The organism is Mesorhizobium helmanticense (assembly GCF_003034915.1).
Classification (GTDB): Bacteria; Pseudomonadota; Alphaproteobacteria; order Rhizobiales; family Rhizobiaceae; genus Mesorhizobium; species Mesorhizobium helmanticense.
In genome coordinates this window covers 86,932-112,243 of sequence record NZ_PZJX01000038.1, presented here as the reverse complement: position 1 = coordinate 112,243, position 25,312 = coordinate 86,932, and the positions used below count along the sequence as shown (strand labels likewise).

The 25,312-nt window shown below is 63.1% G+C and carries 26 protein-coding genes; 13 read left to right on the top strand and 13 right to left on the bottom strand.

Going from position 1 to position 25,312, the window contains the following annotated elements:
- Nucleotides 1-98: 98 nt before the first annotated feature.
- Nucleotides 99-533 (bottom strand): hypothetical protein, encoded by a 435-nt coding sequence (locus tag C9427_RS34830; RefSeq protein ID WP_107650887.1) that lies wholly within the window; start codon nucleotides 531-533, stop codon nucleotides 99-101.
- Between the two features lie 13 nt (nucleotides 534-546).
- On the bottom strand, nucleotides 547-840 hold the full coding sequence (locus C9427_RS20335; RefSeq protein WP_107650886.1) for a hypothetical protein: 294 nt from the start codon (nucleotides 838-840) through the stop codon (nucleotides 547-549).
- On the opposite strand from C9427_RS20335, the gene C9427_RS34145 reads away from it, so the two are divergent.
- Nucleotides 839-1,003, top strand: coding sequence for a hypothetical protein (locus tag C9427_RS34145; RefSeq protein ID WP_167434412.1), 165 nt, complete (start codon nucleotides 839-841; stop codon nucleotides 1,001-1,003). The two genes, C9427_RS20335 and C9427_RS34145, sit on opposite strands and share 2 nt — an antisense overlap.
- Before the next feature lie 69 nt (nucleotides 1,004-1,072).
- On the opposite strand, the gene C9427_RS20330 is transcribed toward C9427_RS34145, so the two are convergent.
- Nucleotides 1,073-2,281, bottom strand: a complete 1,209-nt coding sequence (locus C9427_RS20330) for an alpha/beta hydrolase (RefSeq protein WP_107650885.1) — start codon at nucleotides 2,279-2,281, stop codon at nucleotides 1,073-1,075.
- Between the two features lie 331 nt (nucleotides 2,282-2,612).
- On the opposite strand from C9427_RS20330, the gene mtoX reads away from it, so the two are divergent.
- Nucleotides 2,613-3,905, top strand: a complete 1,293-nt coding sequence (mtoX, locus tag C9427_RS20325; RefSeq protein ID WP_245437111.1) for a methanethiol oxidase — start codon at nucleotides 2,613-2,615, stop codon at nucleotides 3,903-3,905.
- Nucleotides 3,906-3,930: 25 nt separating this feature from the next.
- Nucleotides 3,931-4,620 (top strand): SCO family protein, encoded by a 690-nt coding sequence (locus tag C9427_RS20320; protein WP_107650883.1) that lies wholly within the window; start codon nucleotides 3,931-3,933, stop codon nucleotides 4,618-4,620.
- 118 nt (nucleotides 4,621-4,738) lie between these two features.
- On the opposite strand, the gene C9427_RS20315 is transcribed toward C9427_RS20320, so the two are convergent.
- From C9427_RS20315 to C9427_RS20270, 10 genes are all read right to left on the bottom strand, one after another.
- On the bottom strand, nucleotides 4,739-5,695 hold the full coding sequence (locus tag C9427_RS20315) for a C-terminal binding protein (protein WP_107650882.1): 957 nt from the start codon (nucleotides 5,693-5,695) through the stop codon (nucleotides 4,739-4,741).
- 15 nt (nucleotides 5,696-5,710) lie between these two features.
- A complete protein-coding gene (locus C9427_RS20310) occupies nucleotides 5,711-6,466 on the bottom strand; it encodes an HpcH/HpaI aldolase family protein (protein ID WP_107650881.1) in 756 nt (251 codons plus the stop codon).
- A 42-nt stretch (nucleotides 6,467-6,508) separates the two neighbouring features.
- The gene (locus C9427_RS20305; RefSeq protein WP_245437110.1) at nucleotides 6,509-7,228 is read right to left on the bottom strand and encodes a hypothetical protein; all 720 of its coding nucleotides are present in this window, start codon (nucleotides 7,226-7,228) and stop codon (nucleotides 6,509-6,511) included.
- 22 nt (nucleotides 7,229-7,250) lie between these two features.
- Nucleotides 7,251-8,561 carry a TRAP transporter large permease gene (locus C9427_RS20300; RefSeq protein WP_245437109.1) on the bottom strand — a complete coding sequence of 437 codons (1,311 nt, stop codon included), beginning with the start codon at nucleotides 8,559-8,561 and terminating at the stop codon, nucleotides 7,251-7,253.
- 3 nt (nucleotides 8,562-8,564) lie between these two features.
- Nucleotides 8,565-9,077: a TRAP transporter small permease gene (locus C9427_RS20295; RefSeq protein WP_107650880.1), complete on the bottom strand. Its 513-nt coding sequence runs from the start codon at nucleotides 9,075-9,077 to the stop codon at nucleotides 8,565-8,567.
- A 55-nt stretch (nucleotides 9,078-9,132) separates the two neighbouring features.
- Entirely contained in the window at nucleotides 9,133-10,110 is a 978-nt protein-coding gene (gene dctP, locus C9427_RS20290; RefSeq protein ID WP_107650879.1) for a TRAP transporter substrate-binding protein DctP, read from the bottom strand.
- Between the two features lie 95 nt (nucleotides 10,111-10,205).
- Nucleotides 10,206-10,751: a flavin reductase family protein gene (locus C9427_RS20285; RefSeq protein WP_107650878.1), complete on the bottom strand. Its 546-nt coding sequence runs from the start codon at nucleotides 10,749-10,751 to the stop codon at nucleotides 10,206-10,208.
- Nucleotides 10,751-11,845 carry an LLM class flavin-dependent oxidoreductase gene (locus C9427_RS20280; RefSeq protein WP_107650941.1) on the bottom strand — a complete coding sequence of 365 codons (1,095 nt, stop codon included), beginning with the start codon at nucleotides 11,843-11,845 and terminating at the stop codon, nucleotides 10,751-10,753. The genes C9427_RS20285 and C9427_RS20280 overlap by 1 nt, the downstream gene beginning before the upstream one ends.
- Nucleotides 11,845-12,561: a GntR family transcriptional regulator gene (locus C9427_RS20275; protein ID WP_107650877.1), complete on the bottom strand. Its 717-nt coding sequence runs from the start codon at nucleotides 12,559-12,561 to the stop codon at nucleotides 11,845-11,847. Before C9427_RS20275 ends, C9427_RS20280 begins: the two co-directional genes overlap by 1 nt.
- A 207-nt stretch (nucleotides 12,562-12,768) precedes the next feature.
- Nucleotides 12,769-13,782: a LacI family DNA-binding transcriptional regulator gene (locus tag C9427_RS20270; protein ID WP_107650876.1), complete on the bottom strand. Its 1,014-nt coding sequence runs from the start codon at nucleotides 13,780-13,782 to the stop codon at nucleotides 12,769-12,771.
- A gap of 158 nt (nucleotides 13,783-13,940) precedes the next feature.
- Here C9427_RS20270 and C9427_RS20265 point away from each other — a divergent pair, with 158 nt between their 5' ends.
- From C9427_RS20265 to C9427_RS20220, 10 genes are all read left to right on the top strand, one after another.
- The gene (locus tag C9427_RS20265; RefSeq protein ID WP_107650940.1) at nucleotides 13,941-14,882 is read left to right on the top strand and encodes a sugar ABC transporter substrate-binding protein; all 942 of its coding nucleotides are present in this window, start codon (nucleotides 13,941-13,943) and stop codon (nucleotides 14,880-14,882) included.
- A gap of 53 nt (nucleotides 14,883-14,935) precedes the next feature.
- The gene (locus tag C9427_RS20260; protein ID WP_245437108.1) at nucleotides 14,936-16,465 is read left to right on the top strand and encodes a sugar ABC transporter ATP-binding protein; all 1,530 of its coding nucleotides are present in this window, start codon (nucleotides 14,936-14,938) and stop codon (nucleotides 16,463-16,465) included.
- Complete coding sequence (locus tag C9427_RS20255; protein WP_107650874.1) at nucleotides 16,462-17,457, top strand: ABC transporter permease; 996 nt, start codon at nucleotides 16,462-16,464, stop codon at nucleotides 17,455-17,457. Before C9427_RS20260 ends, C9427_RS20255 begins: the two co-directional genes overlap by 4 nt.
- A gap of 10 nt (nucleotides 17,458-17,467) precedes the next feature.
- Nucleotides 17,468-18,304 carry an N-acyl homoserine lactonase family protein gene (locus C9427_RS20250; protein WP_107650873.1) on the top strand — a complete coding sequence of 279 codons (837 nt, stop codon included), beginning with the start codon at nucleotides 17,468-17,470 and terminating at the stop codon, nucleotides 18,302-18,304.
- Between the two features lie 170 nt (nucleotides 18,305-18,474).
- On the top strand, nucleotides 18,475-19,758 hold the full coding sequence (locus tag C9427_RS20245; protein WP_107650872.1) for an NAD(P)/FAD-dependent oxidoreductase: 1,284 nt from the start codon (nucleotides 18,475-18,477) through the stop codon (nucleotides 19,756-19,758).
- A 117-nt stretch (nucleotides 19,759-19,875) separates the two neighbouring features.
- On the top strand, nucleotides 19,876-20,874 hold the full coding sequence (locus tag C9427_RS20240) for an ABC transporter substrate-binding protein (RefSeq protein WP_167434411.1): 999 nt from the start codon (nucleotides 19,876-19,878) through the stop codon (nucleotides 20,872-20,874).
- Between the two features lie 21 nt (nucleotides 20,875-20,895).
- Nucleotides 20,896-22,449, top strand: coding sequence for a sugar ABC transporter ATP-binding protein (locus C9427_RS20235; RefSeq protein ID WP_107650870.1), 1,554 nt, complete (start codon nucleotides 20,896-20,898; stop codon nucleotides 22,447-22,449).
- Entirely contained in the window at nucleotides 22,439-23,383 is a 945-nt protein-coding gene (locus C9427_RS20230) for an ABC transporter permease (RefSeq protein ID WP_107650869.1), read from the top strand. The genes C9427_RS20235 and C9427_RS20230 overlap by 11 nt, the downstream gene beginning before the upstream one ends.
- Nucleotides 23,380-24,339 (top strand): ABC transporter permease, encoded by a 960-nt coding sequence (locus C9427_RS20225; protein WP_107650868.1) that lies wholly within the window; start codon nucleotides 23,380-23,382, stop codon nucleotides 24,337-24,339. The genes C9427_RS20230 and C9427_RS20225 overlap by 4 nt, the downstream gene beginning before the upstream one ends.
- Nucleotides 24,336-25,310: a phosphotriesterase family protein gene (locus C9427_RS20220; RefSeq protein WP_107650867.1), complete on the top strand. Its 975-nt coding sequence runs from the start codon at nucleotides 24,336-24,338 to the stop codon at nucleotides 25,308-25,310. The genes C9427_RS20225 and C9427_RS20220 overlap by 4 nt, the downstream gene beginning before the upstream one ends.
- Nucleotides 25,311-25,312 lie beyond the last annotated feature (2 nt).

Genomic DNA, 25,312 nt, shown 5'->3' with positions numbered 1-25,312 from the left:
AAGCTCAAGAGGCGGTGAAATCATCTCGCCGCCTCTATCGTCCAACAAATCAACCGCCGCACACAGCGCCAATGTCCGCTGCGTGTGCAACCCCCGCCTCAATACGCGAACGTTCCCCGCAACCAGGCAAGGAAGCCATGCCTCTCGGACATTGCCGCCCGAACGCGAGAGGCAGCCCATCGCGCTCTTATCGTGGCCCCGACATGGCAATGGCAGACGATGTCGTGCAACTGCCAGTCTGTCAGCTCGAAGAAGCGCCTGGCTTCACCGTAGGTGTCATCCTTCAAGCCTTGCGCGCGAAAAATCGGATCGTCGAAGGCCACAGTGATCGGCGAGCCGTCGTATCGCATCATTTCGCGTATTTCAGCGGGTTTGTATTCGGTGCCCGGGAGCGCTTCCAGGCGCCGATCGGGATTTTGCTCCAGAAGCTTCGCCCAGCGTTCGAGACGTTGGCTCCTGGTCTCCACGAGATATGTTGCTTCAGCGTGAACGTCGGCAACGGCATGCAGTTGGTCAAGTGTCTGGTGCTTCACGGCCGCCTCCTATTCAGCAGGTGAATTTGCCCCGGCCCTCAATGGAATTATGGCGCTGCGTGAGGTCGGCAAGGCCCGCATGCACGGACTTTTCGATCACACTTTTCTGAGGTTGCCATCTTGCCACGAGCGCGCCCAATCCCTGCAGGATCGTCAGTGGCTCACAGCGGAACCATAGGCAGGCGTGGTCGTTCTGCTGCATCAGCGGTAGAGCGAAAACCTGGTGTGGCGAATCCGAAAATTCGCATTCTGCCGACGTCGATGACGCGCCAAGGCAGAGAGCGCCGAGCGGAAGGAAATCACCCATGGCCATTCTTCCCACTCCCGAACCAACGCCTGCGCCGGTGCCAACACCACCGCCGCTTCCCGAACCGAAGCCGATGCGTGAACCGGATCCGGAGAGGCTTCCGGACGAAGACCCCGTCCCCAATCCCGATGAAAACGACGCGCCGAACAAGCACGGCCTTTAGCCGTTGCCATCGTGATCGTTGCCATCGGCGCATGGTAGCTCCGGCGGCGGGAAGACGATGGAGTGATGCTCATGTCCGATCTTTGGTCGACCCGACAAATCTCATCATCGTGTTGAACAGCACGCTCCACGCAGGCTCGTGTTGAAGAATCACATGATTGGCGCTTTCCAGCATCACGAACTCGGCGCCGCTAATGCCCGCAGCGAGTTTCCGGCCTTGATCCATCGGATGGACGCCATCGTCGCGCGAATGCAGGACGAGCGTCGGGCACGCTACTTGTCGTAGAAGACCGCTGACATCGAAGCGGTCGACCGCCTCCCTGAGGCGAGCGGCGTTTTCGGGCGACGTGGTCAACTTCTGCAGTTCCGCCAGCGAGTCGATCTCCTGGCGTGTGCCGTCCGGAATGAACATCGACGAAAACGCCTTGATGAAAGGGCTGCCGGGACGGCCCCAGCCGTAACGGATAAGGGTCAATATCGCTTCGCCCTCAGCGCGTTCGCTGGCTGAAGTCCTGACAAGCCGTCCTTTCTGGTAGCCGCCATGCAAGATGAGATGGCTCACCCGGTCCGGATGCCGGCAAGCATAGGCAATGGCGATCGCAGCCCCTTGCGAGGTGCCGTAGAGCGCGAACCTCTCCAGTCCGGCGGCATCGACAACGGCTTCCAGGTCCTCGACAAAGCTCTCCAGCGAGAAGTCCTCGACGTTCCAGTCGGAGAGCCCGTTGCCGCGCTGGTCGTACCGGGTGACCCGCATATGCCGGTTCAGTTCGTTGAGGAACGGCCGCCAGATCGGGCTTCGCCAGTCATAGTCGAGATGGGTGAGCCAATGTCCCGCCTTGACGAGAGCCTGTCCAGAACCGGTCGTCGCATAGGCGATGCGGGTGCCGTCGCGCGAATTGCAGAATTTCACGCGCTGGTGGTCTGCCTCGGTTTTTTCGCTGCGAGAATGGTCTGGCTTCAGCACCTCCCCGACGGTTTCCACATTGCCGACAAAACGAACGCCGCGCCGTGCCACGGTCTTGATGAATTCCTGCCTTGCGCCGTCATCGCCGATTGCGGCGCGGGCGGCGCTGAGCCGGGCGCTGATCGCCGAATCCGAGACGATACGGCCATTCCAGATCTCCGCGATCAGTTCGTCATAGGTCACGAGCTGCTCGGACTTCTTGATGAGAAGATGCAGCAAGTCGAAGACCTGGGGTTCCACCGGTCGTGGCTTGCCGTCCACGATCAGCTCGTGGCTGCTCGGGGCGAGTTCGCAATTTCCGAAACGGTAACGCATGGCCGCAACTCACGATGTGGCCGCGAACGGCTCACGCTTGGACAGGAAGATACAGGAATAAGACAAGGGTTTGGTAGGGCTTTGCTCAAGCGCCGTCCGCCCTGGTCGGGCATCTTGCCGACACAGACTATTGTTCAGGGGGGCTGCCGCGATGACAAGTCCGGATCCGATTGACGTTCGCCGCCGCGAGGACGGCTCGCTCGACATATCCTTTTATGCAAATCAGGCAAATTTGCTGAGAAGCGCCTCAATCCGCGCGACACCTCCAGCGATCACCCGCTTCCTTGCTCGCCTGGCTGCGCCGGTCCTCAGTTGCCGCCCGGGCGCCGGTTTGTGGACATCTCGTGGACTTGCAGCCTTGCTGGCTGCCACGGTGGCCCTGCCCGCAGCTGCCGACGAGACGTGCCTCTCGCCCTATATGCCGAAGATCACCGGTCACGAAGACTATGTCTATGTCTGGACACTCGGCGTCGAGGGGATGGGCGACGGCTCCGACAAGCTCGTCACCGTGGATGCGCGAGACAACTCGCCGACATCAGGCAAAGTCATCGATACCGATTCCATCGGCAGCCGCAACGAGGCGCACCATGGCGGCTTCACCGATGACCGCCGCCAGTTCTGGGCGACGGGGCTCGACAGCAACACGATCTTCGTCTTCGACGTCGCAAGCGACCCGGCCAACCCGAAGCTGGTCAAGACGATTGCCGATTTCGAGCAGAAGACCGGTGGCGTCGTCGGTCCGCACGGCGCCTATGCGCTGCCTGGACGCATGATGATCCCGGCGCTCTCCAACAAGGACGGCACCGGCCGCACTGCGCTCGTCGAGTTCTCCAACGAAGGCGAATACATCGCCACCCATTGGCTGCCGACGGCGAAGGAGGCGAAGGATATCCCTGGCGGCGAGTTTGCCGACGGCTACGGCTATGATGCGCGCGTCCTGCCGCGCAAGAACGTCATGCTGACCTCGTCCTTCGCCGGGCGCGAGAATTATATGCGTCCCTTCGGCGAGGTTGCGGGCGACGCCGAGGCGATGAAGAAGTTCGGCAATTCCATGATCATCTGGGATTTCCATGCCCGCACGCCGAAGAAGGTTTTCCAGGTGCCGGGCGTGCCGCTCGAAATACGCTGGGCCCAGGGCAAGGACCATGCCTATGCCTTCACCTCGACCGCGCTTACCTCGAAACTCTGGCTGGTCCACGAGGACGAGAAGGGCGAATGGCAGGCCAAGGCAGTGGCCGACATCGGCGATCCCGCCAAGCTGCCGATCCCCGTCGACATCAGCCTGAGCGCCGACGACAAGACGCTGTTCGCCGACACTTTCATGGACGGCATGACCAGGGTCTTCGACGTCTCCGATCCGCACCACCCCAGGCAGATCTACGAGAAGAAGATCGGCGAGCAACTCAACATGGTCTCGCAGAGCTGGGATGGCGAGCGCATCTACTATACCAGCTCGCTGCTCGCCAACTGGGACAAGGCCGGCGACGCCAACGAGCAGTTCCTGAAGGCCTATGCCTGGAACGGCAAGGAATTGACGCCGCGCTTCGAAATCGACTTCACCGGGGAAAAGCTCGGCCGGCCGCATATGATGGCCTTCGGCGCCGCCAGTCTCTACGCCAAGTGACAACAGGCCTCGGAGGACAGAGCCGATGCGCCACCTGTCGTTCACTTTCGCAATCCTTGCCGGCATCGGCTTCGGCGGCGCTGCCCTGGCCCACGGCAGCAATCATGGTGCCGAGGCCGCGCCGTCGGGTCCGGTATCGGCCTACGCTTTCGCGCTGCCGCAGCCCGGCTCCTACCACCTGCCGCCGATCCGAACAGCGGCAGGCGGCCCGGTGCTGACGGAAAAGGGCGGAAGCGCCGACTTGGCCAAGCTGCTGCGCGGCCACATCACCGTATTCTCCTTCATCTACACACGCTGCGCCGACATCTGTCCGGTCGCCACGGCGCAGCTGGCGCAATTGCGCGCGCTTGTGCGCCATTATCCCGAGCTCAACCGCCGGGTGCGCCTCGTCTCGATGAGCTTCGACCCGGACCACGACACGCCCGCTGTCATGGCCGACTATGGCACGCTCTGGCGCGATCCCGGTGACGGCGGATCGCAATGGCTCTTCGTGACCGCGCCCGGCCAGGCAGCACTTCGCCCGATCCTTGCGGCCTACGACCAGGCGGTTGCGCCGGATCCCGATCCACAGGATCCGACCGGAGGCCTCAGCCATATCCTTCGCGTCTTCCTGATCGACGAGGCAGGCCTGGTCCGCAACATCTATAGCATGGACTTCCTCGATCCCGACCTCGTGCTGACGGATATCCGCACATTGGCCACCGAAACCGAGTGAGCCTGCCGCTCAGCCGGCATTCCCGCGCAATGGCATGCAGCTTTCGCCGACGATCAGCGCCGGTTGAAAAATGATGCGGGCGACCGAATAGGCCGTATCGGCTCTCTTCAACGGACAGTCATACCCGGTTGACCGGATATATCGGCTTGCCGCCGCGCAGGACCGATGCGACATCGGCAAACACCTTGTTGCGAACCTCGGCGTAGGACTGGGTCGAGTAGTGCGCCGCGTGTGGACTGACCAGGACGGTGTCCAGCGCCAGCAGCGGATTGTCGGGCGAAGGCGGCTCCTGCTCGAATGTGTCGATGCCGGCGCCTGCCAAATGGCGACGCCGGATCAAATCCGCCAGCGCGACCTCATCGACGAGGCCGCCACGGGACACGTTGATGAGTATCGCCCCTTGCTTCATGCGCGACAGGGCATCAGCCGACATGATGTTTCTGGTTTCCGGTGTTGCGGGAACATGCAGCGAGACGATGTCGGCCCTGGCAAGCAGCTCGTCGAAACCGACCGGTTCAGCACCGCCGGCCGTTATGCGCTCCGCCGGCATATGCGGGTCGTGGGCGATGACATGAAAGCCGAAGACCCGCCCCCGCTCGGCAGTCAGGCGTCCGATCTGGCCGAAGCCGATCAGGCCGAGAACCTGCCTGTCTGGCCGCGTGATGCCGGCGCCGTCGGCCATTGCAGCCCAGCGGCCGGCGCGTACTGCGCCGTCGAACTGCTTCAGCCTGCGCGTCAGGGCCAGGATCAGGGCCATGGCATGCGTGCTGACCTCCACCAGATTGGCGTCCGGCACATAAGTTACCTGAACCCCGGCACGGGTGGCAGCTTCGACGTCGATCGAGTCGAGACCGACGCCGAACCGTCCGATCACCTTCAGGTTCTTCAGTTCCGCCAGCACGCGAGCCGTGATCGGCTCCCGCAATATCATCAAGGCATCGGCGTCACGGCATTGTTCGATCAGGGCATCCTCTGTGAGAAGCGTCTTTTCGACGAACTCGGCGTTCAAGCCGTCGAGGTAGCGCAGCTGCTCTGCCTCGACTGACAACACGCCGTCGGTCTTGATTATCTTCATGCCAATCTCTTGCAATCAGGCGCTGCGCGCGGCGGCGGCACCGGCGGCAAGGCCGGCGCCAAGAAACATCGTGTCGCTGGCCAGCATGTAGAAGCTGATGCCGTGCTTCGACCATTTGCCGACATCATCCGCCGAGGGGCGAAAGATACCGACGGCCTTGTGGGCCGCGCGCGCAGCAGCCGCGATCCTGACGATCGCTGCATCGAGCTTGTCCTGACCGGCTGGCCCCATGGCATCGATCGAGACCGACAGGTCGCCGGGGCCAATGAAGATCACGTCGACGCCGTCTACCTGGACTATGTCGTCGATGTTGGCGAGGCCCTCGGCGGTCTCGACCTGGATGGCGACCGCCAGGACATCGTTGGCCGACTTGAGGTAGTCTGGAATCCTGTACCCATAACCAGCGGCGCGACCTGGACCGACGCCGCGTGCACCGACAGGCGGGTAACGGCAAGCCATGACCGCCATGCGCGCTTGCTCGGTCGTCGAGACACGCGGCACCAGGACGCCTGACGCGCCGGCGTCGAGCGCGGCCGCGATCCACTCCGGCGTGTGGCCGGGCACACGCACCATCGCGGGAATCCGATGGACGTCGGCGGCGCGGACCAGATCCTCAAGCCGCTCGCGGCCAATCTGCGAATGCTCCCAGTCGATGCACAGGAAATCGATCCCGCTTGCAGCCGCCACTTCGACCGCCACCGGATGCGGGATGGCGCAGAAGGTGCCGATGAGGCGATCGAGCGAGACACATCTTTTCCGAAAGTCGTACATGAAAACTCCAGAGATTTTTTCAGCGTCGGCGAACTGCTCGCGTTATTTGCCAGTGGTCCGCGGCAAAGGATGCACGGCTTCCGTCGACATCGGAAAGTGCCGGCTGCCGCCTGAAAAGGGCGGGAAGGTCTTGTAGTCGGCGCGCATCTCCAGCCGCGCCGGCGATTGCAGCGCGTGCGTCAGCGCCGCGGGACTGTCGAACATGACCCGGTTGCGCTGCATATGGTCGACCCGCGGCCAGGGCAGCGAGCCGCACCAATCCAGCCGCGACAGAACCTCGATGTGGCGAATGCCGGGGAAGCATCGCATCAACTGCGGATGATGCGTCACATAGTGGTAGAGCCAGCTATTCATGTCTTCGGCTGGCCCGGGATAGTGGACAAGGTAACTGCAGGGCAGTCCAGACGTCTTGACGCCAGCGTCATCGATGGGGAACGGACGCACGCACATTGCCTGCTGGGTTGGCCTCGAACCGGCAATGCTCGACAGCATACCCGGTGCGGCAAGCGCCTGCAGATGGCCGGACGGCGCGAGCGCCGCCTCCATCTCCGCCAACTCGTCGAAATAGAGCTGGAAGCCAAAGACCGGCGGCGGACCATCCTTGTTGAACAAGTCCGTCGCCACTTCAGGCAGGTAGATGTTTGCAAGCGCAAGACCTGGCGTTGTGGCGATTACGCCCCGCACGGCGTCGACGTCTTCACCGGCGATGGACAGGTTTTCCTGGCGGTCATCGTGGAAGAAAGCGAGATAGGCAAAGCGCATCTGGACCACCTGCTGGGTTCGGCTAGATCAAATTCGGAAGGAAGAGGGCGATCTGCGGAAAGAGGACAATCAGCAGGATCAGCAGAAGCGTCAGCGCGATGTAGGGCGCCGCGGACAGTGCAACCGTTTTGAGCGACGTGCCTTTCGGTGCAACACCGATCATGATGAACAGCAGCAGACCAAACGGTGGCGTGGTGAAGCCGACCTCGTAGGCAAGCAGCAGGATCAGCCCGAACCAAACAGGATCGTAGCCGAATTGCTGGGCGATCGGCAGGAAGATCGGCAGCGTGATCAGCATCATCGAGACCTGATCCATGAACATGCCGAGCAGCAGGATGACGAGCACCATCATGAGCAGCATGGGATACGGTCCAAGGTCGTAGCCCACGATGAACTGGATAAAACCGTTCGACGCGCCGGAGAAGGCGAATATCTGCGAGAACGTCGTCGAAGCCGAGATGATCAGGAAGGTCATGCCCGTGACCTTCATCGCATCATCCAGCGACTTCCAGACAACCGACCAGCTGAACCTTCGGTAGACAAACAACAGCGCGAAGACGGCGGCACATCCGAGCCCTGCCGACTCCGTCGGCGTCGCTATTCCAAGGATGATCGTGCCGACCACCATGAACACGATGACGCTCATCGGAATGATGTTGACGGCGACCGCCCTCACCTTCTCGGCCGCACGAACGGCGGGCACCGGATAGTGCGGAGCGGCATCCGGGTCGATCTTCGTCTGTGCGAATATCAGCGCCGCGTACATGACAACGAGAAGCAGTCCAGGCAGAGCACCGGCTATGAGAAGTGCGCCAACGTCGATCTGGGCCAGCGAGCCAAGCAAGACAGCCAGCGAGGACGGCGGGATGATGACGGCAAGGCTTCCGGCGCCAAGCACCGGTCCGTAGGCCATGTGCGGCTTGTAGCCCCGCTTCAGCATCTCGGGCACCATCAGTGAGCCCATCATGCCGGTATTGGCGAGGCTCGAGCCTGAAAGCGCAGAGAAGATCGTGCCGGCGGCGAGCACGACATAGGCAAGGCGTCCCCGCAGATTGCCGATGCACAGGTCGAGCGCGTAGATGACCTTCTCGCCGAGGCCCGAGCGGAAGAACAGGCTGCCCATGACGAGGAACATCGGCAGCGGCGCAAGCGCATAGGTCGAGACGGCGTCGGAGAAGTTGGCGACCATCTGCGTCACGCCGACCGAACCGCCGAAGAACAAATACAGCCCGATCACATTGGTGACGAAGAACGCGAAGGCGACCGGCAGCCCAAGGCCCATCAACACAAGGATGGTGCCAACGAGCACGGCGAATGGAAACAGCCAGGCCACCGGTCAGAGCCCTTCCATTTCCAGAGGATCGAGCGTGTACAGCGTGTCACGACCCAGCAGATATCTGAGCCATTCCAGCGCCGAGAGGTAGAAGGCGAGCATGATAGGCAGAAAGACCAGCCATTTCGGCATGTCGAAGCTGCGCGTCTCATATTCGCCGCCCGACACGGCGCCTATCAGGGAAGCGAGTGCGACGCTGCCAAGGTAGAGGCTGACACCGATGCAGGCGAGATAGACCAGTTTTTCAAGCACCGCCCGAGCCCGCACAGGCAGCGCCTTGCGCAGGAACTCGACGAAGACATGGCCCTTGCTGTGGACCAGCCAGGGCATCGGCAGAAATGCCGCGTAGAGCAGACCATATTCCGTCGCGGACACCGCCCAGGCAAGCGGTTTCAGGCCCAGATTGCGGACGCATACGTCAGCCACCACCGCGACAATGATGAGACCAAGCACCACTTTCGCCACCGCGGCCAGCGCAAGGCTCAGCTTCCCGATCGCTGCAAACAACTTGTCCATTCCCGACGGCCCTCATGCCTGTCCTTGGGAGGGCGCGCGAGCGCCCTCCATCGGGCTATTGAAAGAATTTCTTCAACTGTTCGATGTTGCTGGGATCGCGTTTGGTCATTCTCGCCCAACTCGCCTGCGCGGCAGCTGCCAGGAATTTGTCGCGGCCGGCGCCGGTCAAGCTGACCACCTTCTGCCCACCGTCGATCATCGCCTGTGCCTGCTTTTCAGACTCGGCAAGATTGGCGTCGTAGCTCGCGCGCTCGTATTCGACGGCCGTGTCGGCAAGCAGCTTCTGCGCCTCGGGCGACAACGCGTCCCATTTCGCCTTGTTGATCGAGACCAGCACATCGGTTTTGAAGAATTGCGGGTCGATGCGGTATTTGGTGAATTTGTCCCAGCCGAAGGACGCATAGCCAAATACGGTGTAGGCGTTGGCATTGACGACGCCGCGCTCGAGCGAGGTGTAGACGTCCCCGGGGGCTTGCACGATCACGGCTGCGCCCAGGGATTCCAGGAAGTCGCGATAAAGCGGCGACGAGCGGATTTTCAGACTGCTCCAGTCGATGCTGCCTTCGTCGTTGAGCTTTGGTTCGTCGATGGTGAAGATGTTGAAGCCCGAGCCCGCGTCGACATGCGCCAGCAGATGGGCATTGGCCTTCTTCTCGAAGATTCCACTGATGAAATCCCAACCGCCATTTTCGCGGACTTCCCAAGGCGTTTTCGTCGATGCGGAAAAAACCTCGCCTTCCGGAACGAGCTCCAGGAATTGCCCTGCCGGTGTGTCGATCATGTCGATCAGGCCACTCCTGAGCGCCGCGCCCTGCTGAATAGGCGGAACGACCTCCGGCCCGCCACGCACATTGATCTGAACCACGCCTTTGCCCTTTTCGTTCACCTTTTGAACGAACTTCAGGAAACTCTGTGCGTAGCCGTTCTGCGTTGGCGTAAAATGCACGGCGTTAAGGACAACCTCTTCGGCCGTGGCGATACCCGCTACACCCGACATGAGTGCAGCCAGAACAAATGTCTTCCAAATGCGCATTGCCGTACTCCCTCTGATAGATCACTTCGCTTATGTTGGGCCCACGATCAGGCCGATCTGAAATTTCAATCGCTGCGCCGCCACGTGTACGGCAATTAGTTGGCATCATCTCCTACCGTCAGGAATCGTCCATGCGCGTAGAAGACCGGCGACCGGTCAGCGCGATCCAGCGCGACCCCCGAGACGATGCCGATCACAATCATATGCGACGCCCGCACGATGAGTTCGGCCACCCGGCATTCGAACATTGCCCGCGCGCCGACAAGCAAGGGCGCGCCGGTTTCGCCGCGCACCCATGATCCGGACGAGAACCGCGCGACGCCCCTGGCTCTGGTCATGCCACCAAAAGCACGCGCGACATTCTCCTGGTCGCCGGCAGGAAGATTGACGGAAAACGGCAAGCCTTCGCGAATGGCCGAGGCAAAGGTGCTGCTGCGATTCACGCAAGCCAGAAGCGAAGGCGGCTCGGCGCTGAACGAGCAGATAGCCGTCGCCGTGATGCCGCAAAAGCCTATCTCGTCATGCTCCGAAGCGAGGATGGCGACCGACCCCGCCACGGCTCGCATCGCTTGCTTGAAGGCGCGCGGATTGATGGCGTCGTGCCCATGCACCCATGTCGTCGGAATGGCGGCCGCCGGCATCAGTTTACGCGAAGCCCGGCCTGGCGCATCAGCGGCAGCACGCGGTCGCAGAAGAAGGGCAATTCGTAGGTGTAGTTGACGAATGTGAGGGCTGCGCCGGAATATCCCTGGTCCATGATCTCGGTGAGATCGTCGACGATCTTTTCCGGCGTGCCGATGAGCGGGAACGTTCCGGCGCCGCCGGCGAACCTTTGCCGATAATCGGTGAAGGCCTTTGCGTCATGCGAGTTAGCGAATTCCTTCTTCTTGCGCATATGCTCGTCGACCGCGCCCTGGTCCGCGCATTCCAGCGCGTAGTGCTGGTAATAGTCCTCGGCTTCCTGCTGGGTCTCCCGGCAGACGACGTGGCAGACAGTGTAGACGCCGACCTCGCGTCCGACCTCGGCGGCGCGGTTGGTGATGTCGACCACATGCGCGCGGCCATCGGCAATTTCGGAAAAAGTCGAAAACAAATAGTCGCAGTGACGCGCCGCATAGTTGCGCCCCGGCGCGCCGAAGGCGGCGTTCATGGTCACCGGGCGTGGCGCCTGCAGGCTTGGCGGACGGCTGACGACCCCCTTCAGGTCGTAGAATTCGCCGGCAAAATCGAACGCCTCCCTGGATTGGTAGGCACGCTCGATGATGTTGATCCATTCTTCCGCCTGATCGTAGGTCCGATCGCCGACCGTCTGCCCGAACATGGCGAACTCGTCCGGGTTCCAGCCGCAGACAATGTTCAAGCCGGCACGCCCGTTGGAGATGTGGTCGACCGTCGCCAGCGCTTTTGCGGCCTGCAGCGGATGAACCAGCGGCACATGCACCGTCATGAATAGACCGATGTTCTCCGTGGCGACGGCAAGACCCGCCGCCCAGGTGAAGGTCTCGAACGACCATTCGCGCACATGCGTGAGACCGCCGAAACCGCGCCAGCGCGCGATCGGCAGCAGGAACTCCAGGCCGGCGCGATCGGCGATGCCGGCGGAATTGAGGTTGTCTTCCCAGCGGGCGCGCCAGCGCTCGGGAACGGTGGTCATTGCCAGGCCGCCATCGGCGTTCATCGAGAAGACGCCGAGCTTGAACCTGTTCGGTCCTTTCAGCGGATGCTGCTTTCTGATCATGATCTTTCCTGCAGCGGGATATTCTCACCCTCATCGTTGGAATGCTGCAACGGTGGGCTCAGCCTCATGAACCGCTCCTCGGCGTTCTGAATGAAGTGGGTCATGCGGTCGTAGGCCGCGACGGCGTCGCGCTTGACGAACGCCTCGTGGATTGCGCGCATGCCGGCCACGATGACGGCCTGCGTCGGCTGGTGCGATAGCGTCTTTAACCGGACGACGAGGACGTGGTCGGCGAAGCGGGCAATCGTTTGTGAAAGGCGATCGTTCTCGACGGCGCCGAGCCAGCAGTTCCTGAATGCCGAATTGGCCTGGAAAAAGTGGTCCGCATCGCCGGCGGCGGCCGCTGCCTCTGCCTCCTGAAGCGCGGCTGTCAGCGTCTCGAGGCCAGCGGCGTCCAGTGTGCGTGCGGCATGCGCGGCGGCCCGCGGTTCGAGCAGGCGGCGGACCTCGAAAATGTTGGCGACATCCGTGGCGGTAAGCGTGGGCAATGTGAAGCCGCGTGTCGTGCCGACCAGATAACCTTCATGCACCAACTGCATCAACGCGTCGCGGACGGGCATTCTGGAGATGCCGAGCTGGGCGGCAATATCGACGTCGACGAGCTTCCGGCCGGGCGCCAGTTCGCCGCGCTGTATCGTCAGGCGGATCTGCTGATAGACCTGGGCACGCAGATTGCCCTCGCCAACCCGTTTGAACTCTATCGGTTTCGTCATCCACGCCTTCCCATGCGAAGATTTCGTATATGATTACGGCTGTGTTCTCGGGCTCATCCGTTGAAAGGCAGCCACATATCGACAGAATTTGCCCTGCCAGCCTATGCTCCAAGGCGAAGTGGAGCACATGTTTGATCGTCTGGCAATGTATTTTAAGCCTATAATGTATACTGTTTGAATGTCACTGAAACCGAGTGAGCCTGCCGCTCAGCCGGCATCCCCGCGCAACGGCATGCAGCTTTCGCCGACGATCAGCGCCGGCTGAAAAATGATGTTGCGCACGGGCTCGGCCCCCCTCTCCTCGATGCGGTCCACGAGCAGGCGCAGCGCTTCGTTGGTCATGTCGGCGATGGGGTGCTCGGTTCTCGTCAGCCGCGGCTTCAAGCCGCCGGCGCCGGCGACCGTGTCCGTTGAGGCGATCGAGACGTCCTGCGGACAACGCAGGCCAAGATCGGCGATGGCGCGCATCACGCCGATGGCCATGACGCCATTGGCGACATAGATCGCGGTCGGGCGATCGGGCGAGCCCATCATGTCGCGAGCGACCGAATAGGCCGCTTCCTCGCGAAACTCGCCGGACCTGACATGGCCGGGCTGCGGTGCGAGCCCACGCGCCGCCATCGCGTCGATCATGCCGTCGAGCCTGCCCTTGCTGGTCGACAATTGCATCGGACCGGTGACCGAGCCGATGCGGCGATGCCCGAGATCGAGCAGATAGTCGACGGCCTGCCGGCCGGCCGCGTGGTTGTCTATGGTCACCGTATCGGCGCTGTTGCCTTCGATCGAACGGCCCAGAAGCACGGTCGCGATGCCCTCGAACTCATGCGACTGGTATTGATTGGCCGCGCCCACCGGAACCAGAACCATTCCGTCGCAACCAAGGGTGCGAATCCGCGACAGGATGCGCCGCTCGGTGTCGGGCTTTTCATCGCTGTTGAAGAGAACCAGCGAATAGCCCCATGCCGCGACCGCCGCCTCCGCCGACCAGACGATGCGTGCGTAGAACGGGTTCGACAGATCGGCCACCGCGAGCGCGATCAACTGGCTGCGGTTGCGGCGCAGGTTGCGGGCGGCCTGCGACGGCTCATAGCGCAATTCGCGAATGGCGGTGACGACGCGGGCCCTCAGTTCCGGGCTGACAAAGGCAGTGTCGTTCATGACCGCCGAGACCGTCGCGGTCGACACGCCTGCCTTTCTGGCAACGTCTTTGATGGTGGCCATTTCGCCCCGATAGCTAATCGTTTCGCTAAAGTCTGGTTTAGATTAATGGCTCTGTCCAGCGGATTCATGCTTGCATTGGGCTGCATTTTGCAGGACGTTAGCGAAACGGTTTGCTGTCAATGAGGCTCTGACGGCAGATGGACGAAGGGAGGAAAACCATGAAAAAGATTGCCTACATCATCGCGCTTGGAGCGCTCTCGCTGGCGACTTCAGGTGCTGCCGCGCAAGACAAGCCGCTGCTCGGCATCGTGTCGATCAGCGCCACCGAAGCGAACAATGTCCGCTACATCCAGGGCGCCACGAAGGCCGCCGACGAGCTTGGCTGGCAGACCAATGTCGTCGATGCCGCCGGCAGCGCCGACCAGGCCAACTCGGCGATCCAGAATTTCGCGCAGCTCAAGGCGCATGCGATCATCGACATGGTGTTTCCCTATTCGTCGATCGGCGCCGGCCTGGCTGCTGCCGGCGACGCTGGAATACCTGTCGTGACCTGGGGCGGCGGGCTTGGCTCGACGGTTGCCGCCACCAATGGCTCGGGCGGCCCGATGGCAATCCCGGTCGTCGATCTGATGGTCAAGAAAATGGAGGGCAAGGGCTCGATACTTGCCCTCACCTACCGGACCGGCGAAGTCTGCCGGAACCGTGAAGTCGTCATGGACGAGATCGTCGCCAAGAACCCCGGCATCACCGTCACCAAGAACGAAGTGCGCATTCCCGGCTATTTCGAGGACGGCGCCCAATACGCCAATGCCTGGCTGGCCTCGCATCCGGCCGGCCAGGAAAACCTGGCGATCTGGGGATGTTGGGACGACCCGGCGATCGGCGCCATCGGTTCGCTGCGCGCGCAAGGCCGCGACGACGTGCTGGTCTACGGCATCAACGGCAATGCCCAGGCGCTGGAGAACATCAAGAACGGCTTCATGACCGCGACGGCCTGGCAGGACAGCTTCACCGAGGGCTACAACATGGTCAAGATGCTGAAGGACATCAAGGACGCCGGCAGCGCTTGGCAAGCCAAGGCTGCCGAAGTTCCGGCCGTGCTGGTGACCAAGGAAACCGTCGACGCCTTTCTCAAGGACCATCCGGAAGCCATAAAGTAGGACTTGGTTTGCAGACGGCGTTCACAAGGGGTGCGCCGCAGCAGGCGGCGCCGATGACAACTCCGTTCCTGGTCGCACACGATATCACCAAGGCCTTTGGCGGCGCGCAGGCACTGAAGGGCGTGTCGCTCGACATTGCGCCGGGTGAAATCCATGGTCTTGTCGGCGCCAATGGCGCCGGCAAGTCGACCTTCATCCGCATCCTCGCCGGACTGAACCATCCCGACGCCGGCCGTATCGAAATCGACGGCCAGAGCCAGCAGATCGCCACGCCGCAGCGGGCGACCGAACTCGGCATGAGCTTCATTCACCAGGAGCTTGCCTTTGTGCCGGGCATGACCGTGCTGCAGAACATCATGCTGGGCGTGCCGAAGAAATCGCGCTTCGGGCTGACCGACTGGCGGGCGATCGCGCGCGACGTAGCCCCCATCGCCAGGCGCGTCGGCATATCGGCGCCGCTCAATGCCAGCGTGAAGGGCCTCTCGACGGCCGAGATATGGCTGATCAACATCTGCCGCGCCCTGGTGCGCGAGGCGCGGCTGATCGTCATGGACGAGCCGACGGCATCGCTTGCCGCAAGCGAGGCGGAACGGCTCTTTGCGATCGTGCGCGATCTTTCCACCTCGGGAGTGGCGGTGCTCTACATCTCGCACCGGCTGGACGAGATCCTGAACCTGTGCTCGCGCGTGTCGGTGTTTCGCGACGGTCGCTCCGTGGCCGAGCTTGCCGGAAAAGGGCTCAACCGAGCCGCGCTGGTCGAGGCGATTGTCGGCGGCGCCATTCGCGACTCGCAACGGACAGCCACAACAAGGCCGCGCGGCGATGTCGTGATGGAAGCCAGCAAGCTGACGCGGGCGCCGAAGGTCCGCGGCGTCAGCCTCAAGCTTCACGCCGGCGAAGTGCTGGGCATTGGCGGCCTTGTCGGCGCCGGGCGCACGGAACTCGCCCGGCTGCTTTTCGGGGCCGACCGGCCGGACAGCGGCGAGATGAGGCTGGCGGGCCGGCCCTATCAGCCCGCCTCGCCTGCGGCGGCGGTCCGGGCCGGGCTTGGATTGATCCCCGAGGAGCGCCGGGCCGAGGCGCTGTTCCTGTCCAAGAGCATCGCCTTCAATCTCGGCATCGCCAATCTCGACAAGATTGTGCACGGCCGATACCTGCCGCTGCTGAACCGCCGCGCCCGCACCTCCATGGCCGGTGAGATGATCAGCTCGCTGTCGATAAAGGCACGCAACGCCAGCACGCCCGTTGGCCGCCTCAGCGGCGGCAATCAGCAGAAGGTTGCGATCGGCCGCTGGCTCCAGCGCAAGCCGAAGGTGTTGATCCTCGACGAACCGACGCGAGGCGTCGATATCGGCGCGCGCGCCGAGATCCACCGGCTGATCCGCCAGCAGGCGGACTCCGGAATGGCGGTTCTGGTGATCTCGTCGGAACCGGACGAACTGCCCGATCTGTGCGACCGCGTGCTGGTGATGTCGGAAGGCCGCATCGTTCGCGAACTGACCGGCTCGGCCGTGTCGCGAAAGGCGATCGTCGAGGCAAGTTATGTCGACCCGCAAGCACTGATGGAGGATCATCTGGCATGAGCGACGTTGCGATTAGCGCCCGGCGTCTGTCGCCCGGAACCAAGGCGGTGCTCGGCATCTTTGCCCGCTACGGCACAATCATCGGACTGCTGGCGATGATCGTCGCCTTCTCGATCCTGTCGCCGCATGCCTTTCCCACCGTCAACAATTTCACCAATGTGCTGAACCAGGCCTCGCTGGCCATGATCATTGCCGGCGGGCTGACGCTGGCCGTGGTCGTCGGCGAACTCGACCTGTCCATCGGCTTCGCCGCCAGCCTGCACGGCATCCTGATCACCGGGCTTGTCGTCCACGACAAGCTGCCGATCCCGCTTGCCGTGGTCATCGTCATCGCATTGGGCGCGGTGATCGGCCTCGTCAACGGCTTCATCGTCACCAAGGTCAAGGTCAATTCCGTCATCGCGACGCTGGGCGTCGGCACGATCCTGACGGGTCTCGCCTTCGCCTATTCCGCCGGCGTTCCCATTGTCGCCGGCGTGCCGGAGGCCTTCCTCCAGCTCTCGCTTGGCCGCTGGCTGTTCGGCATCCCCAACAACATCATCGTCATGATCCTCGTCCTCGGCGGGCTTTGGCTTCTGGTCGAGCGGACACCGCTCGGCCAGGAGATCCAGGCCGTCGGCGGCAACGCGGTTGCCGCCCGCCTTGCCGGAGTGAATGTCGACCGCATCAAGATCCTCGGCTTCGTCATTTCGGGAATGTGCGCGGCACTCACCGGGATATTGCTTGCCTCGCGGCTGGGCAGCGGCACGGCAAGTGCGGCCGACTCCTATCTGCTCACCGCCTTCGCCGCCGTCTTCCTTGGTTCGGCAACGCTGCGCGACGGCGAATTTCATGTGCTTGGGACGCTGGTCGGCGCCCTCATCATCGCCTTCGGCTTCAACGGCCTCAACATTTTCGGCGCCCCGACCTTCTCGCAATATGTGTTGCAGGGCGCCATTTTGATCATCGCCGTGGGCACGGCCAGTCTCGGCCGCTCGCTGGCGGAACGCTGAGGAGGAACCGATGACAAGCGATAACGAACCCTGGGAAGTCTATGTCATCGAGTTCGCCCGATCACGGCAGCAGCCCTGGGTGGATCTCGTCTCGGGCATGTATGACGACGGCAAGGTCGATCTGCCCTTCTCCTTCGTCCTGCTGCGGCGCGGCGACCGCAACGTGCTGGTCGACACCGGTTTCATCCAGGAATCGAGCGACGCCTTCTCGCTGAAATTCGGCATCCCCTACTGGGTCTCGCCGGTTCGCATGCTGGCCGAGCTTGGCATTGGACCCGGCGGCATCACCGACATTTTCGTCACCCATGCGCATTTCGACCACATGGGATCGATCGCCGAGTTCCCGAACGCCAATCTCCACATCCAGAAAAGCGAATTGCTTTCCTGGTATGAGGCGATCGCATTGCCTCCCCGTTTCGGTTATCTGACCGCCATCATCGATCCCGATACGCTGCGCGCCGCCCTCGATGCATCGGTCGAACACCGCGTCTCGCTGATCGACGGCGACAAGGACGATGTGCTGCCGGGCATCCATGTCCGGCTGGGAAGCGGTCACACGATCGGGCAGCAATTCGTCATCGTCCAGTCCGCGCGAGGCAGGCTGGTCATCTCCGGCGACTGCGTCTATTCGAGCCGGCAGATCACCGGGCACAAGCACGACGGCGTCTACGCGCCGCTGAACAATGCCGTCGGCAGCGTCTGGGAACAGCTCAAGACAATCGACCGCATCAACACCGAGATCGGCGGCGATCTTGGGCAACTGATCATCCTGCACGACATAGAGCGGTGGAAGGGCCTGCCCATCGTGGCCGAGCTCGAAGGATTTCGCATCGTCAGGGCCGGATAGGTAACCTGACGGCGGCCGAGATGGTCTCGGAGTTCGTCAGCCCTTTTTTTGACAACTGATCGGACCGGCAGCTTCCTTGCAGGGCCGAACAACGGGCAGCATAACGGTTGCCGTTGCCTTGGTGCAGGGGAGAACTTGTTCCATCGGCCACTCTCTCGTAAGCATCACACATGCTCGAAAGCGAACCGCCCAGAAGCCTTTATCGCGAAACCGCCGGCGGCAGCGTCAACTACCCGACCCTGGCCGGTGCGCAGCGTGCGAGGATCGCCATTGTCGGCGGCGGCTTCACAGGGCTCTCGACTGCCCTGCATCTGGCGGAAGCCGGCGAGGACGTCGCCGTGCTCGAGGCGCGCCAGCCGGGCTGGGGAGCCTCGGGGCGCAACGGCGGCCAGGTCAATCCCGGCCTCAAATACGATCCCGACACCATAGAGGCAATGTTCGGCCCGGATCTCGGACCGCGCATGGTCGACTTCTCCTATGGCGCGCCCGACTTCACTTTCGATCTCATCAAGCGCCTGTCGATCGCCTGCGACATCAGGCAGAACGGCACCATACGCGCCGCCGTCCGCCTGAAACCGGCGGGCGCCGTGCAGGCCACGGCCGAGCAGTGCGAGCGGCGGGGCATGCCGGTCGCCATTCTGGACGCAAAGGCAATGGCGGCGCGGACCGGCACGGACAGATATATGTCGGGCATGCTCGACGCCCGCGGCGGCGATCTCCATCCCTTGAAATATGCCCTTGGCCTTGCCGCCGCGGCGCAGAATGCCGGCGCGCGGATCTTCGGCGACAGCGAGGTCCTCTCGCTCGGCAGGGAAGCCGGACGGTGGCTCCTCAAGACCGCAAGCGGTTCTCTCAGCGCCGAGAAGGTCCTGATCGCGACCAACGGCTATACCGGCACACTCTGGCCGGGCCTGGAGCAATCCCTCGTTCCGGTGTTCAGCGCCATCGCCGCGACCGAACCGTTGCCGTCCCCGGTTGCCGCGGCAATCCTTCCCGAAAGGCAGGTCGTCTATGAGGCCGGCAACATCACGGTCTACTACCGGATCGATACGCAGAACCGCCTCCTGATGGGCGGCAGGGGGCCGATGAGGCCGATCGGGAATGCGTCCGCCATCGGCTACCTTACCGATTACGCGCGCCAGCTCTGGCCAGCGCTTGCCGGATCACGCTGGACACATGGCTGGAACGGTCGGGTCGCGATCACCAGGGATCACCTCTTGCATGTGCACGAGCCGGAAGACGGCATGCTGATCTGCCTCGGTTACAACGGCCGCGGCGTCGCCATGGCCTCGGCGATGGGCAGTGCGTTGGCGCAGCGTCTTCGCGGCGACGAGACCGCTCCCTTCCCGATGCCGATATCGCAGGTGAAGAGGATCCGGTTCCACCGGTTCTGGCCGGTGGGCGTGAAGGCGGCGATCCTGTCGGGACGGCTGAAGGACCGGTTCGGCCTTTGACGCGGTGAGCGGCGACGGCCTATATCACCAACTTGACTCCTTGTATGGACAAGCTACCATCTGTTGCCGCTCTGGCCGTGACGCGCAAGGCGCGAACCAACAAGGGGTTTGATGCAAATGGGACTGAAGACTCTGCTGACCGTCGCCGTCGTCACGGCGGGATTGATCACCTCGGCGTTCGCCGCCGACAAGAAATACACGATCGGCTACGACAATTACTTCATGGGCAACAGTTGGTCGGTCCAGCTCGCGGCCGAGTTCAAGGCCGAGGCCGAAAAGGACAAGGACCGTGTCGACGTCGTCTATGTGGAATCCGCCGGCGACACGCAAAAGCAGATCACCAACATCGAGGATCTGATCACCAAGAAGGTCGACGCCATCATCACCACGCCGACCTCGCCGACAGCACTCATTCCGACACTGAAGAAGGCGCGCGCTGCGGGTATCAAGGTCGTGCTGCTCGCCTCGACCATCAAATCGCAGGATTACGACGCGCTGGTCACGGTCGACGACATCGCCTTCGGCAAGGCCGGCGCCGAATGGCTGGTCAAGCAGATGGGCGGCAAGGGCAACATCATCGCCCTCAACGGCATCGCCGGCATTTCGGTCAGCGACGACCGCTACAAGGGCGCCAAGGAGGTGTTCGATGCCAATCCGGGCATCAAGATCCTGGGCGCCGTCGATGCTTCATGGGATTACGCGCAAGGCAAGCAGGCGGTCTCCAACCTGCTCGCCGCCAATCCGCAGATCGACGGTGTGTGGTCGCAGGGCGGCGCCATGACGCTCGGCGCCATCGACGCGTTCGAAGCGGCGCAGCGCCCGCTGGTGCCGATGACCGGTGAAGACAACAATGGCTACCTGAAGCGCTGGCAGGCGCTGAAGGACAAGGGCTTCGTGTCGATCGCTACCTCCAAGCCGACCTGGCTCGGTTCGGAAGCGCTGCGCATCACGCTCGATCTGCTGGATGGCAAGAGCGCGGCCAGGGACACCGTGCTGCCGGTGCCGACGATCACCGCCGACGACCTCGGCAAATATGTGAAAGCGGACCTGTCCGATTCGTTCTGGGCCAATACCCGCCTTACCGACGAGCAGGTCAAGGCGATCTTCGCAAACTGAAGATCGTTCCAAGGTTAGTCGATGATCGAGATCGTCTCCCCAGCACTGAAGCCAATGCCGGCCGAGTTCCCGCGGCTGGCAGTGGCACAGGTGTCGAAAGCCTTCGGCGCCAACAAGGTGCTGCGGGACGTGTCCTTCTCCGTTCGCGCCGGCGAGATCGTTTCGCTCGTCGGCGAGAATGGGGCGGGAAAATCGACCCTGATGCACATTTGCGCCGGCAGTTTTCCCGCCGACGGCGGCGCGATGGCGCTCGACGGCGCCGCTTTCCGCCCCGCCTCGCCCAAGGCCGCGCGCCGGGCGGGAGTGGCCTTGGCCCTGCAGGAGACTTCGATCCTGCCGGACCTGTCGGTCGGTGAGAACCTGTTCTTCGGCGACGAGCCGCGCAATGGTCTGGGGTTCATCCGGCAAAAACGCCTGCACGAGGCGGCGGATGCGCAATTTGCAGAGATGGGCTTTGCCCTGAAGTCCACTCGCATGGGCAGCGAACTCAGCGCCGCGGAGCGGCAGATGGTCGAGATTGCCAAGGCAATACGGCTGAAACCGCGCCTGCTGATCCTTGATGAGCCGACGGCCTCGCTCTCCTCGCACGAGACCGAACTGGTACTGGCCGCCATGGCGCGGCTCAAGGCGCAAGGCAGCGCGGTGATTTTCATTTCGCACCGGCTCGACGAAGTAATGGAAGCAGCCGACCGCGCGGTCGTGCTCAAGGATGGCGCGCTGACGCTGGACGCCGAGCGCGGCGCCTTCAGTCGCGACGACCTGATCCGCGCCATGGTTGGCCGCACGCTGGCCGATATTTTTCCCGCCCGGCCCGCCGACCTTGCGGTCGCGCCGGTGCGTTTGTCCGTGGCCAATGCCGCGGCTGCCGGGCTGAAGCCGCTCAGCTTCTCGCTGCGCGCCGGAGAGGTCGTCGGTTTCGCCGGGCTCGAGGGCCAGGGCCAGCGGCCGCTGGCGCGGGCGCTGTCGGGCATCACGCCGTTCCATGGCGGCGAGATCGCTATCGACGGCGCGCCGATCAGGCTGACCAGTGTGGCAAGAGGCATTGCCGCGGGCATCGCCTCCATTCCCGACGACCGCAAGCATGAGGGCCTCGCGCTCGACCTGCCGATCCGCATGAATGTCAGCCTTTTTGCCCTGTCGCGGCGCAGCAGCTGGGGCTGGCTCGCCCATGCGCTCGAGCGGCGCTTCGCCGAAACGGCCCGCCAGCGCTTCGCCATCCGCTCGACCGGCATCGACCAGCCGGTCCGGCAGCTCTCGGGCGGCAACCAGCAGAAAGTGGTGTTTGCCCGCTGGCTCGCCGAAACGCCGAAAGTGCTGGTGCTCTACGAACCGACCAAGGGCGTCGATGTCGGCGCCAAGACCGAAATCTACCGGCTGATCGGCGATCTCACCGCGGCGGGCGTTGCCGTGGTGCTGATCAGCGCCGACATGCTTGAGCTGATCGGCCTCAGCGACCGCATCCACGTGCTGTTCGAAGGCGCCGTGACAGGCACGCTGGCCCGGCCGGAATTTTCGGAGGAAGCAATCATGCGGCTCGCCGCCGGTCCGGAGGGCGTATTGAACCATGCAGCCTAGAGGATCGGTCTGCCCCAATCTGATGCTCGGCCTGCCGGCGCTGCTGCTGGCCGTGGCGATCGGCGCGATCGCCACCACCTGGTCGGGCGACTTCATGTCCGCCGGCAATCTCGGCAATCTCGTCAACCGCGTGCTCCCGCTCGCCATCGCAGCCCTTGGTGAGGCGGTGGTGCTGTTTGCCGGCCGCATCGATTTGTCGGTCGGCTCGGTCATCAGCCTTTCGACCGCGATCCTCGGCGTCACCTCGGCGCAACTCGGTTGGCTCAGCATCCCGCTGGTCATCCTGGCGGGACTTGCCTGCGGCGCCTTCAACGCCGCCGGCGTCATCCTGCTGCGCATCAATCCGCTGATCATGACGCTCGCGACATCGGCGGTGGTGAAAGGCATCGCCCTGCTGCTGCTTCCCTCGCCGGGCGGCGAAGTCGACTACAGTTTTTATGATGCCTTCTACGGCCAGGATCAATTCTTCGGCTGGCCGCTGCTTTTGATCGCGGTTGCATTCGCCGCCACCTTCGCGATCTTCGGCTTCACCCGCTTCGGGCGGTCGATCTATGCGCTGGGCTCCGACGGCCGTGCCGCCTTCGCCAACGGCGTCAACGTGCCTGGTATCGATCTCTCGGTGTTCCTGATTTCGGGCGGGCTCGCCGCCGTCGCCGGTCTCGCGGTGGGCATCAAGATCCTCTCCGGCGACCCGCTCATCGGCGATTCCTTCACGCTCGATGCCATCGCGGCGGCGGTGCTGGGTGGTGTGGCGTTGCAAGGCGGACGCGGCAGTGTCTTCGGCGTCCTTGCCGGGGCCATCGCGCTGGTGCTGATCGGCAATGCCTTCAACCTTCTGGAGCTCAACACCAATCTGCAGCAGATCGCCAAGGGGCTGATCTTCGTGGCGGCGCTGATGCTTTTCATGCGCGGCAGATCGCGGAGCCCGGCATGACGGCCGCAACCTATCTGGACCGCCTCCGGCCGGCCGGCGCCAGCCTGCGCGCCATGGCGTTGTTGCTGCTGCTGCTTGCCGCATTCTTCATCTCGACGCGCGGCTTCTCGTCCATCCTGCTGCTCGACAACATCCGGCAGGCAGCACCACTCGGCGTCGTTGTCGCGGGACAGGCACTGGTGCTGATGATGGGCCGGCTCGACCTTTCGGTCGGAGCAACCGCCTCGATGGCCAACATCGTCCTGTGCTCGATCTTCAACAGCGACATGGCCAATCTGGTACCGGCTGTGGCGGCGACCCTTGCCGCCGGCACGCTCGTCGGCCTCGCCAACGGCATCATGTCGACCAAGCTTCGCATCCCGGCGTTTCTGGCGACGCTCGCCAGTTCGCTGATCATCGCCGGGCTGGTAGTATTCTTCACCAATGGCTCGCCGCGCGGCGCGGTGCCGCCCGCTTTCCGGGTCATCACCGAGGGCTGGCTCTTCGGCGTCGCTCCCTACTCCGCCCTCATCTGGCTGGTGTTGCTGGTCGCGCTGCTGCTGCTCGTCCATTTCACCATGCTCGGCCGCAAGATGATCCTGTCGGGCGCCAATGTGGTCGCTGCCCGGCACAGCGGCATTCCTTCGGATGGACTGATCATATTGTCTTTCGTGCTGTGCAGTGTGCTGGCCTCGATCGGCGGCATCTTGCTGTCGGCAATCACCGGCATGGCCAGCATCGGCGTCGGCAACAACTTCACCCTGGATTCGATCGCGGCAGCGGTCATCGGCGGCGCGCTGTTCGCCGGCGGCGTCTTCCTGCCGCTCGGCGCCATGGCCGGCGCGCTGATCCTGTTCTTCGTCCAGAGCCTGCTCTATGTGCTGGCCTTGCCGCCCGCCGCCAAATTCATCGTCCAGGGTCTCATCATCATCCTGGCGCTCGCGCTTGCGAACCTCAAACAGGAGCGATCCCAATGAGCTTCATCCGCACCCTGACCGGCGACATCGATCCCGACCAGCTCGGCGTGACCTATGCGCACGATCATCTCTTCTGCATCCCGCCGCTGTGGAAGGAGAAGAAGATCGATGACTTCATGATCGACGACGTCGAGGCCTCGATCAAGGACGTCGAGCTCTTCGTCAAGGCCGGCGGCCAGGCTGTCTACGACGCCACCGCCATCGACTACGGACGCGATCCCGTGGCGCTGAAGATCATCTCCGAGCGCACCGGCATCAAGATCATCGCCACCGCCGGTTTCAACAAGGCGGTGATGTGGCCCGGACAGATGCAGGGCCAGAACATGACGTTCCAGATGTGGATCGACGCCCACAGCCGCGCCGAGATCCGCGACCACATCGCCAGCGAAATCACCGCCGGCCTCGACGGCACCGATATCCGCGGCGGCGTGGTGAAATTCGGCACCGGCTACAACACCATCAGCGATGCCGAGGACAAGGTGCTGCGCGCCACGCTTGACGCGCATAAAGAAACCAATGCCCCGATCCATTCGCACACCGAGCTTGGCACGCTGATCCTGGAGCAACTGGCCATCGTCAAGGCGGAGGGCGTCGACCCGAGCCGCCTCACCATCGCCCATGTCGACCGCAATCCCGATCCATGGGTGCACGCCAAGGCAGCCGAGACCGGTGTCTACATGTGCTTCGACGGCATTTCCCGCATCAAATACCACCCCGAGAGCGTGCTCATCGACTGCATCCTCAAGCTGGTCAAACGCGGTTACGAGAAGCAGGTGATGATCGGCGGCGACATCGCCCGCCGCACCATGTATCGCAACTATGGCGAGGGCGGGCTCGGCCTCGGCTATATCCTCGAAAGCTGGGTGCCACGTTTCGTCGAGGAGGCTGGCGAGGCCGGCTTCGACGGCAAGGCGCTCATCCACACCTTCATGGTCGAAAATCCCAAGCGGGCTTTCGCCTTCAGAACCTGAGG